This is a genomic window from Devosia sp. (assembly GCF_041917035.1).
In the GTDB taxonomy this organism is placed as follows: Bacteria; Pseudomonadota; Alphaproteobacteria; order Rhizobiales; family Devosiaceae; genus Devosia_A.
This window is the reverse complement of record NZ_JAYRYM010000154.1, coordinates 1-9,325: the sequence shown is the minus strand read 5'-3', so window position 1 is coordinate 9,325 and position 9,325 is coordinate 1. Positions and strand designations below refer to the sequence as shown.

The following is a 9,325-nucleotide window of genomic DNA, read 5'->3' as shown; positions in this document are numbered from 1 at the left end:
TTGCCGTACGGCCCAGGCCACATGTCCCAACCCGCCTTGGTCGAGATGGGCTGGGGCACGGTTTCCTGAGACAGTTCGGAGCGCTATTTCTCTCGCAAAGGGGAGTAGAGCATGGACTTGAAAAACAACGAGACGTCAGGCGCGACGGAGGCCACGGCCCCGTCGGCGCGCGCCCACAACGCTGGTGACGGCGGGGCCGTGGCCGGCCAAGCTAGACGCTTTTCGGCACAGCGGAAGCTGAGTGCCGTTCAACGCCTTTTCCGCGGCGAGAGCCTGGACGTGGTATCGCGCGACCTGGGCGTCCCGGTTCACCGGCTGTCGGAATGGCGCGACCGCGCGCTCGCCGGTGCCGAGGGTGCACTTAAGGACCGCGAGCGCGATGAGCGTGACGAGGAAATCGCCCGGCTGAAGGCCAAGGTGGGCGAGATCACGATGGCCAACGAGGTGCTCTTCGCCAAGATCGACAAGCTGGAGGGAGGCCGCCCTTTTGCCAGGCGGAGGTCGAGGACATGAGCCAGGCGCACTCGATCTCCACTCGCCGCCGTTATGGAACCGCCCTTGTCTGTCGCCTCTGGGGCTTCTCGCGGGCGACGACATACCGGCATCGCGACCCTCGCAATGCCGACAATGACGCTCGACCGCCACGTCGTCGTGGGCCGGAGGGGGCCTGCAGCGACAGCGCGCTTCTGGAGCATATCCGCGCGGTCATCGAAGCCTCGCCCTTTTCCGGCGAGGGATATCGCAAGGTCTGGGCGCGGCTGCGGGCTCAAGGGGTGCGCACAGCCGCCCGTCGCGCACGTCGGATCATGAAGGAACACAACCTGCTGGCGCCGCAGCGGCCAGTCCAGCGCGACGCGCATCCCCATGACGGCAAGATCGTGACCGAAAGGGTTGATCAGGTCTGGGGTACGGACATGACCCAGACGGTCACGACCGGGGAAGGTCGCGCCTATGTCTTCATCGCGCTCGATCATTGCTCGGGCGAATTCATCGGCACCCATGCATCATCGAGCGCAAGCCGCTGGCAGGCGCTGGAGCCGATCCGTCAGGGCGTCACCCGGCACTTCGACGGCGTAAAACCCGACACGGCCCTCGGCCTGATCCTGCGGCACGACCATGGTTCGAACTACATGGCGGACGACTTCCAGGAGGAGATCAAGTGTTTCGGCATCATCAGCTCGCCGTCCTTCGTTCGCCAGCCCGAGGGCAACGGGGTGGCTGAACGGGCCATCCGAACGCTCAAGGAGCAGCTGCTCTGGGTTCGCAATTTTGCGACGGTCGAGGAACTCCGGCAGGCCTTGGCGGCCTTCGCTGCGAAATACAATGCTTCCTGGCTGCGGCAGAGGCATGGCTACAAGACGCCAAATCAGATCAGAGCCGAGCAGAAGGCCCTTGAAACCGAAGCCGCCACGGGGTTCAAAATGGCGGCATGACCAGCGCAACGCGCTGTCTCATAACCGTGCCCCGGTACAGACGCTGGTCTTCTCCAGCAGCCGGCGCGCCTTCTCGATGCGCAGGGAGATCAGGTAGCGATGGGGCGGCATGCCCAGCTCGGTCCTGAAGATCCTGGCGATATGGCTCGGGCTGCGGTTGGTGGCCCGGGCGATGTCGGCGAGGTTGATGCCGCTGTCGATATTGGCCGTCATGAAGTCGACCGCCTCCGACAGCGTCGGCGACAGGCCGGCACTGGCCGTCGAGCGTCCGCCACCCTTGAGCCTGGCCTTCGAGTAGGAGCGGATCAGCTGCGCCGCGATGGTGCGCGACAGGTAGTCCGCGAACATCGCCGAGCCCAGGCTCTCGTCCTCGACCGCGTAGGCCGAGGCGTCGATCAGGGCGTGCAGCGCCCTGTCGCTCTCGACGATGGTGGAGGGGATCTCGACCCGGGCCGGGTCCCCGTCGACCATTTCGAGCGCGACTTCCTCGATGATCGCGCGCCGGACGTAGACGTGCACGGTCTCGATGGTGCCCGCCAGCTCGATGCCGAACTCGACGCCGGGGGCGATCAGGTGGATGCCGCCGGCCGGCACCATGCGACGTCCGATCCGCCGGTCGCACAGGCTCTCCACCTGCACCGGGCCGTCCCGATGCAGGACCAGCAGATGATCCCGCGACGACTGGAAGACGCCCTGGAAAGGCATCTCCTTCTGCACCGAGGTGAACAGCGAGGTCCAGTCGCGACCGTCGCTGCAGGCTTTGATCTTGGCGCCCGGCTGCGCCAGCATTCCGTGTGTCTCTTCTATGCCAAAAGGTCGTTGTGCATGCATTGATCTTCTCCCACTTGAACCGGCCGGCTCTTGCGGCCGCTTGCCGGTCCTTCGCCTCAGTATCGAGGCGATCGTTCGCTGACGGTTGCTCCCGCCTGTTGGTCACTCCCTAAAGTCGCTGCAGTCCCACCGCGATGCCCTGCCCGACGCCGATGCACATGGTGGCGAGGGCGTAGGTCTCCCCGCTGAGGGACAATTCGAGTGCGGCCGTTCCGGTGATGCGCGCCCCGCTCATGCCGAGCGGATGGCCGAGCGCGATGGCTCCACCATTGCGGTTGACGTGGTCGGCGTCCTCGGCGATGCCGAGATCGCGCAGCACCGCGATGCCCTGGCTGGCGAACGCCTCGTTGAGCTCCACCACGCCGAAGTCGGCCGGGGACAGCCCGAGCCGGGCGCACAGCTTGCGCGTCGCCGGGGCCGGGCCGATGCCCATGATGCGCGGCGGCACGCCGGCCGTCGCTCCGCCCATGATGCGCGCGATCGGGGTCAGTCCGTGCCTGACCGCCGCCGCTTCCGAGGCGATGATCAGCGCGGCCGCGCCATCGTTGACCCCCGAGGCATTGCCGGCCGTGACGCTGCCATCGGCAAACAGCGGCTTGAGCTTGCCGAGCGTCTCGACGGTGGTGCCGGCGCGCGGATGCTCGTCGATGTCGACGACGATCGGGTCGCCCTTGCGCTGCGGAATGCTGACCGGGACGATCTCGCGTCCGAGCCGGCCGCTCTGCTGGGCGGCCACCGCACGTGCCTGGCTGCGCACCGCGAATGCGTCCTGCGCCGCGCGGGAGACGCCGAACTCGCGCGCCACGTTCTCGCCCGTCTCGGGCATGGAATCGACGCCATACTGCGCCTTCATCAGAGGGTTGACCAGCCGCCAGCCGATCGTCGTGTCGTGGATCTCGGCGTGACGCGAAAAGGCGCTGTCGGCCTTCGGCATGACGAACGGCGCCCGGCTCATCGATTCCGTGCCGCCGGCGATGACGAGGTCAGCCTCGCCGGCGCGAATGGCGCGCGCCGCGGTGATCACGGCGTCCATGCCGGAGCCGCACAGGCGGTTGATCGTGGTCCCCGGCACGCCTACCGGCAGGCCGGCGAGCAGCAGGCTCATCCGCGCGACGTTCCGGTTGTCCTCGCCGGCCTGGTTGGCGCAGCCGAAGATCACGTCGTCGACCGCCTCCCAGTCGACCCCCGCATGCTCGGCCATCAGCGCCCTGAGCGGGATCGCCCCCAGATCGTCCGGGCGCACGGCGGCGAGGCTCCCGCCGAACCGTCCGATCGGCGTCCGCCGGTAGGCGCAGATGAAGGCCTCGGCCATCACGCAACCCTCCGGTTGCCGGCATGGGCGGCCGCGGTGCGGGCCTGCAGGTCGCGCAGCGTCCCCAGTTCCTCGGCCGTCGGTGGCGGAGTCTCCTCGAGCCCGTCGGCAAAGCGCACGGTCCAGCCGCAGGTTTCCTGCACCATGTCGCGCGTCACGCCGCGATGCAGCGAGCGCACCACGAACTCCTTGCTCTGCGGATCCGGCCGCCAGATGGCGAGGTCGGTGATCAGCAGCGTCGGCCCCTTGGTGGTGAGGCCCAGCCGCTGCCTGTGGTCGCCGCCGTCGCCGTGGCCGAACGAGGTGTAGAAGTCGATCTTGTTGACCATGGCGCGCTGCGCCTGCTTGAGGGTGATGTAGATCTCGCCGCACGAGGTGGCGATCTCCGGCGCCCCGCCGCCGCCCGGCAGCCGCACCTTGGGGTGGTGATAGTCGCCGATCACCGTGGTGTTGATATTGCCGAAGCGATCGAGCTGCGCGGCGCCGAGAAAGCCGATCGAGATGCGCCCGCCCATCAGCCAGTAGCGGAACATCTCGGGCACTGAGACCGTCGCCAGTGCCGTCTCGCACAGCTCGCCGTCGCCGATGGACAGCGGCAGCACCTCGGGCGCCGTGCCGATCGTGCCGCTCTCGTAGATCAGCGTGATGTCCGGGGCATGCGTGAGGCGCGCCACGTTGCAGGCGGCCGAAGGCGCGCCGATGCCGACGAAGCAGACATCGTCATTGCTCAGCTGCCGCGCGGCGGCGATGGTCATCATCTCGTTTGGCGTGAAGTCGGTCATGGCCGGAGCTCCCTGACCCGCTCGGCAAACACCTCGGGCGTGGCGCCGAGCACGTTGTCCCTGATCCAGCCGGCGAACAGCTCGCGGTCGGCCGAGATGCGGTCCCACTCGAGATAGGCGGCGTTGTCGCGTTCGTAGTAGCCGTGCGTGTAGGAGGGGTGCGCCCCGCCCGGCACCACGGCGATCGCGTCGATGGTCCAATGCGGCAGGATGCACAGGTTCGGATGCAGCCCGCGGAAGGAGGGCACGACTTCCTCGACGGTGACGACGACGCGGCCCGCGGCCAGCGCCGCCTCCTTCTGCACCCCGATGATCCCCTCGATCAGCACATCGCCCTTTCGGTTGGCCTTCTGCGCGTGAATGAAGGTGACGTCCGGCCGGTGTGCCGGCACCGTCGCCAGCTGTTCCCCGCTATAGGGGCAGGTGACGAAGCGGATGTCGGGGTTGACCTTGGGCAGGTCGGCGCCCTTGTAGCCGCGGAACAGCGCCAGCGGCAGCCCGGAGGCGCCCGCCTCGTAGGCCTGGGCCATCGCCGAGTGCGAGTGCTCGACCGTCTCGATGCCGCGCGGATAGGCGTTCTCGATGGCATCGCGCATGCGCCGAAGCAGGCCAACGCCCGGATTGCCGGCATACGAGAAGATCACCTTTCTCGCCATGCCCATGCCGATCATCTGGTCATAGATGATGTCGGGCGTCATGCGCAGCAGCGTCAGGTCGCGAAACCCCTGCCGGATGGCCTCATGCGCGGCCGCATGCGGAATGAGGTGCGTGAAGCCCTCGAAGGCCACCGTATCCCCGTCGTTCAGATTCTCCCCCACCGCCTGGCTTAGCGGCACGAACTTGCTCATAGCTCTGTTTCTTTTGCGCCATAACGAATAGCTTTATATTGGCGATTGAAATCGCCAGGTAAAATGATAATTTGCGAAGAAGATATAACCCGAGGTAATATCTATGGCGTCGAGCCTGCTGGATTCGCGCGTCAAGCTGCGCCATATCAGCTGCTTCCTCGAAGTGACGCGCCAGGGCGGCGTGGTTGCCGCCAGCCAGGCCCTGGGGCTGAGCCAGCCCGCCGTCTCCAAGTCCATAGCCGAGCTCGAGGAATTGCTGGCCACGCCGCTGTTCGATCGCAGCGGCCGGCGCCTCGTCCTGACCCATCAGGGCGAGATTTTCGCCCGGCATGCCATGGTCGCCGCCGCCGCCATCCGGGATGGCATGGACAGCATGGATGCGAGCCGCTCGAGCCAGGCCGTCGTGCGCCTCGGGGCCCTGCCGACAGTCGAGGTCGAAGTGGTGCCGCGCGCCGTGGCGACGTTCTCGCGCAGTCCCCTGGCCTGCCGCGTCCATGTCGAGAGCGGCCCCAGCTCGCACATGCTGGCCATGCTGCGCAACGGCAAGCTCGACTTCATCGTCGGCCGCCTCGCCAGCCCCGAGGTGATGAATGGGCTGCTGTTCGAGCACCTGTATTCCGAGCAACTCACCTTCGCCGTCCGTCCCGGCCACCCGCTGGCGCGCCGGCGGCCGCTCAGCTTCCGGGAGATCGAGCCCTACCCGATGCTGCTGCCGCCCGCCGACGCGATCATCCGCTCGATCGTCGACTCGCTGTTCATCGCCGGCGGAGTGGCAGACATCAGGTTCGAGATCGAGACCGTGTCGAACGGCTTCGCCCGCGCCTTCACCCTCGCCAACGACGCGATCTGGACGATCTCGCGCTCCGTCGTGGCGCATGATCTCAAGATCGGCCAGCTGGTCGCCCTGGCGCTCGATACCAGCGCCAGCCATGGCCCGGTGGGCATCACCATGCGCGCCAACGAGCAGTTGAGCGTCGTCACGGCCGCCATGATGGACGCCGTGCGCGAGGCCGCCGCCGCCGTCGCCCGCGACTCCGGCGACTGAACCGGTTGCCGTCGGCGGAGGCTAGACGCGTCTCCAGATCGCCGGCGCGGCGGTCTGCGGCTCATGCCCGAAACAGCGCTGGTAGTACTCGCCGTAGATCGGGCGCTCGGCCTCGTCGCAGCGGTTGAGGAAGGCCGTGTGGAAGGCGAAATCGAGATCGCCGAACACCCGGTAGTTCTGCGCCCATGAGATGACCGTGCGCGGCGACATGACCACCGAGACATCGCCCGCCGCAAAGCCGGCCCGCGTCAGGCCGGCCATCCGGACCATCTGCAGCAGCAGATCGCGCTTGTCCGGCTCGCCCATGAACGGCGCCTTGCTGAGCACCACCTCGACTTCGGCCGTCTCGTCGAGATAGTCGAGGCGGGCTATGATGTTCCAGCGGTCGAGCTGGGCCTGGTTGAGCTGCTGGGTGCCGTGATAGAGCCCGGTGACATCGCCGAGGCCGACCGTGTTGGCGGTGGCGAACAGGCGGAACCAGGGATTGGGCGGGATCACCCGGTTCTGGTCGAGAATGGTGAGCTTGCCCTCCGACTCGAGCACCCGCTGGATGACGAACATCACGTCGGGCCGGCCGGCATCGTACTCGTCGAGCACCAGCGCCACCGGACGCTGGTAGCACCAGGGCAGAAGCCCCTCGCGATACTCGGTCACCTGCTTGCCGTCGCGCAGGACGATCGCATCCTTGCCGATCAGGTCGATGCGGCTGACATGGCTGTCGAGGTTGAGCCGGACGCAGGGCCAGTTGAGGCGGGCGGCCACCTGCTCGATATGGCTCGACTTGCCGGTGCCGTGCCGGCCCTGCAGCAGCACGCGCAGGTTCCCGGTGAAGCCGGCGAGGATCGCCATGGTGGTGGGCGGATCGAACCGATAGCTCGGATCGAGCGCCGGCACGTGCTCGCCGCCGCTGCTGAAGCCCGGCACGGTGCCCGCGACGTCGAGCCCGAAGGTCTCGCGGATGGGAATCTCGATATCCGGTTGCGCGACAGGCGACAGGTCTTCGCTCACGAGACGTCTCCGGGGCCGGAAATCACGATGTTTCCGTCCTTGATATGCACCGGCACCGGATCGAGCCAGCAGTTCTGCGCGGCCCCGGCCACGCCGAAGCCGTCCTCGATGCGGAACTCGGCAAAGTGCATGGTACACCGGATGCGGCTGCCGTCCTCGTTGAGAAAGTGCCCGGCGCGATAGTTGAGCGGCGAGGAGTAGTGCGGGCACAGGTTGAGATAGCCGTAGGCCCTCTCGCCGCGGCGCACCACGAACATCGAGAACACTGTGGTGCCGCGGCCGAAGATGAATTCGCGCGCCGATCCGTCCTCGAGTTCGCTGAGCGGCGCGAGGACCGTTCCCGGCAGCGGGGCGCGCGGCCGCGTGCGCCACAGAAACGGATCGGGCTTGGTGAGCGCGTCAGCCATGGCTCGCCTCCGGCTGGCCGAGGCCCCAGTTGAACGCGTGGATCGCGACCTCGCGATAGAGCCCCCCGAGCACGTAGGGGTCGTGGGCGAGATAGGTCTCGACCGCCTCGCGGTCGGCCGCCTCGATGACCAGCAGCGAGCCGATCATCCGGCCGGCCGCGTCGAGCAGCGGCCCGCCGATGCGCACCGTGACGGGGTGGTCGTGCCGACGCAGCCGCGCGCGATGGCTCTCGCGCAGGCGCAGGCGGTCCTCGAGCCGGTCCTCATGATCCAGGGCGTGCACACAGAAATACGCCACTTGCGACCTCAGGGTGCCCGGCCTTCGAACGCCGCCTGCAGCATCTCGCGCACCCCCTCGCGCGTCACCGGCCGCGGGTTGTAGTACGGGTTCTGCATGGCGATGTCCGCCGCCTTGTCGAGCGCCGCCTGGGTCAGCCCCATCTCGGCGAGCGACCGCCAGGTGGCGGCCCGCTGCGTCAGCCGGTAGATGCCGGTCGGCCCGTCCTCGGTGCCCAGTGCCGCCGCGATCCGGGCCATCGCCTCGGGCGCCGCCTCGCGGTTGTATGCCGAGGTGTACGGGATCATCAGCGCATGGATGTCGGCATGGTTGAGGTTGAACGTGCCACCCAGCGTGTGGCAGATCTTGTGGTGGATCGCCATGCCGACCGCGCCGAGGCAGACTCCGGCGAGCCAGGCCCCATACAGCGCCTCGGCATGTGCTGCCGCGTTGCCGGGCTCGTCCATCAGCACCGGCAGGGCCTTGCCGAGCGCGCGGATCGACGCCTCCGCCATCATCGACACGATCGGGTTGCGGTCCTTGGCGTAGAGCGCCTCGACCGCGTGCGCGATGGCGTTCATCCCCGACGGCCCGGCGATGAAGCTCGGCATGGTGACCGTCAGTTCGGGATCGTAGATCACCGTCTCGGGCAGCACTTTCGGGCTCGACAGCGTGGTCTTGCGGCCGGCCTCGGTCTGGCCGAGGATCGGCGTCATCTCCGAACCGGCGAAGGTGGTCGGCACCACCAGTTGCGGCAGGTCGGTGCGATAGGCGATGGCCTTGGAGAGCCCGGTGGTCGAGCCGCCGCCGATGGCGAGGCAGCCGTCGGCGCGCACCGAACCGACCGCGAGCAGCGCCGATTCCGTCACTTCCACCGGCGTGTGCTGCACCGCGCCGGGATACATGATGCCGGCGCGGCCGCCGATCTCCCGCGCGATCTGCGCGGCAAGCGCCGACTGGTCGGGCGTCGAGATGACGATCGCCCGCCCGATGCCGAGCCGATCCAGTTCCTCGGCGATCCTCGCCCGGCTGCCGGCGCCGAAGATCACCCGCGACGGATTGGCATTGTAGACGAATTCCATGTTCCGATCCCTCGGTGGCCGGGCTGCCGCCCTAGCGTTCGTAGTGCGGCGGCATCCTCGAGTCGAAATTGACCCAGACGGACTTGGGCTGCGTGTACTCGCGCATCACCTCGAAGCCCATCTCGCGGCCGTAGCCGCTCTCGCCCACCCCGCCGAAAGGGGAGCCGGGATGGACCACCTTGTAGCAGTTGATCCACACCATGCCGGCGCGGATGTCGCGGGCCATCTTGTGGGCGCGCGTCAGGTTGTTGGTCCACAGACCCGAGCCGAGGCCATATTGCACGCCATTGGCGATGGCGA

General features: G+C 67.7%; 11 protein-coding genes. 2 read left to right on the top strand and 9 right to left on the bottom strand.

Translation table 11 applies throughout. The features are described from left to right. The first annotated feature begins 198 nt into the window (after nt 1-198). A protein-coding gene (locus ACE3TU_RS15040) for an IS3 family transposase (RefSeq protein WP_374625587.1) occupies nt 199-1,433 on the top strand; the annotation gives its coding sequence in 2 pieces (ribosomal slippage) (nt 199-493 and nt 493-1,433; 1,236 coding nt in all). 18 nt (nt 1,434-1,451) lie between these two features. On the opposite strand, the gene ACE3TU_RS15035 is transcribed toward ACE3TU_RS15040, so the two are convergent. From ACE3TU_RS15035 to ACE3TU_RS15020, 4 genes are all read right to left on the bottom strand, one after another. Further along, entirely contained in the window at nt 1,452-2,222 is a 771-nt protein-coding gene (locus ACE3TU_RS15035; protein WP_374625585.1) for a helix-turn-helix domain-containing protein, read from the bottom strand. A gap of 151 nt (nt 2,223-2,373) precedes the next feature. Beyond that, nucleotides 2,374-3,576 (bottom strand): 3-oxoadipyl-CoA thiolase, encoded by a 1,203-nt coding sequence (gene pcaF, locus ACE3TU_RS15030; RefSeq protein WP_374625583.1) that lies wholly within the window; start codon nt 3,574-3,576, stop codon nt 2,374-2,376. Next, complete coding sequence (locus ACE3TU_RS15025) at nt 3,576-4,358, bottom strand: CoA-transferase subunit beta (protein ID WP_374625580.1); 783 nt, start codon at nt 4,356-4,358, stop codon at nt 3,576-3,578. Before ACE3TU_RS15025 ends, pcaF begins: the two co-directional genes overlap by 1 nt. Continuing rightward, nucleotides 4,355-5,206: a CoA transferase subunit A gene (locus tag ACE3TU_RS15020; protein WP_374625578.1), complete on the bottom strand. Its 852-nt coding sequence runs from the start codon at nt 5,204-5,206 to the stop codon at nt 4,355-4,357. The genes ACE3TU_RS15025 and ACE3TU_RS15020 overlap by 4 nt, the downstream gene beginning before the upstream one ends. A gap of 103 nt (nt 5,207-5,309) precedes the next feature. On the opposite strand from ACE3TU_RS15020, the gene pcaQ reads away from it, so the two are divergent. Continuing rightward, nucleotides 5,310-6,251: a pca operon transcription factor PcaQ gene (pcaQ, locus tag ACE3TU_RS15015; RefSeq protein ID WP_374625576.1), complete on the top strand. Its 942-nt coding sequence runs from the start codon at nt 5,310-5,312 to the stop codon at nt 6,249-6,251. A 21-nt stretch (nt 6,252-6,272) separates the two neighbouring features. Here the strand turns inward: pcaQ and ACE3TU_RS15010 are convergent, their stop codons facing one another. The 5 genes from ACE3TU_RS15010 to ACE3TU_RS14990 all read right to left on the bottom strand — a co-directional run. Further along, the gene (locus ACE3TU_RS15010) at nt 6,273-7,259 is read right to left on the bottom strand and encodes an AAA family ATPase (RefSeq protein WP_374625574.1); all 987 of its coding nucleotides are present in this window, start codon (nt 7,257-7,259) and stop codon (nt 6,273-6,275) included. Next, nucleotides 7,256-7,666 carry a Rieske (2Fe-2S) protein gene (locus ACE3TU_RS15005; RefSeq protein WP_374625572.1) on the bottom strand — a complete coding sequence of 137 codons (411 nt, stop codon included), beginning with the start codon at nt 7,664-7,666 and terminating at the stop codon, nt 7,256-7,258. Before ACE3TU_RS15005 ends, ACE3TU_RS15010 begins: the two co-directional genes overlap by 4 nt. Then, complete coding sequence (locus ACE3TU_RS15000) at nt 7,659-7,964, bottom strand: YciI family protein (RefSeq protein ID WP_374625570.1); 306 nt, start codon at nt 7,962-7,964, stop codon at nt 7,659-7,661. Before ACE3TU_RS15000 ends, ACE3TU_RS15005 begins: the two co-directional genes overlap by 8 nt. A gap of 8 nt (nt 7,965-7,972) precedes the next feature. Next, nucleotides 7,973-9,025 (bottom strand): maleylacetate reductase, encoded by a 1,053-nt coding sequence (locus ACE3TU_RS14995; protein WP_374625568.1) that lies wholly within the window; start codon nt 9,023-9,025, stop codon nt 7,973-7,975. A 31-nt stretch (nt 9,026-9,056) separates the two neighbouring features. Next, on the bottom strand, nt 9,057-9,325 hold a 269-nt coding region (locus ACE3TU_RS14990; RefSeq protein WP_374625566.1), incomplete at its 5' end, for an aldehyde dehydrogenase family protein.

Coding starts and splice junctions, on each gene's coding strand:
- pcaQ (WP_374625576.1), top strand. CDS start 5,310: ATGGCGTCGAGCCTGCTGGATTCGCGCGTCAAGCTGCGCCATATCAGC.
- ACE3TU_RS15035 (WP_374625585.1), bottom strand. CDS start 2,222: ATGCTGGCGCAGCCGGGCGCCAAGATCAAAGCCTGCAGCGACGGTCGC.
- ACE3TU_RS15020 (WP_374625578.1), bottom strand. CDS start 5,206: ATGAGCAAGTTCGTGCCGCTAAGCCAGGCGGTGGGGGAGAATCTGAAC.
- ACE3TU_RS15005 (WP_374625572.1), bottom strand. CDS start 7,666: ATGGCTGACGCGCTCACCAAGCCCGATCCGTTTCTGTGGCGCACGCGG.
- pcaF (WP_374625583.1), bottom strand. CDS start 3,576: ATGGCCGAGGCCTTCATCTGCGCCTACCGGCGGACGCCGATCGGACGG.
- ACE3TU_RS15025 (WP_374625580.1), bottom strand. CDS start 4,358: ATGACCGACTTCACGCCAAACGAGATGATGACCATCGCCGCCGCGCGG.
- ACE3TU_RS14995 (WP_374625568.1), bottom strand. CDS start 9,025: ATGGAATTCGTCTACAATGCCAATCCGTCGCGGGTGATCTTCGGCGCC.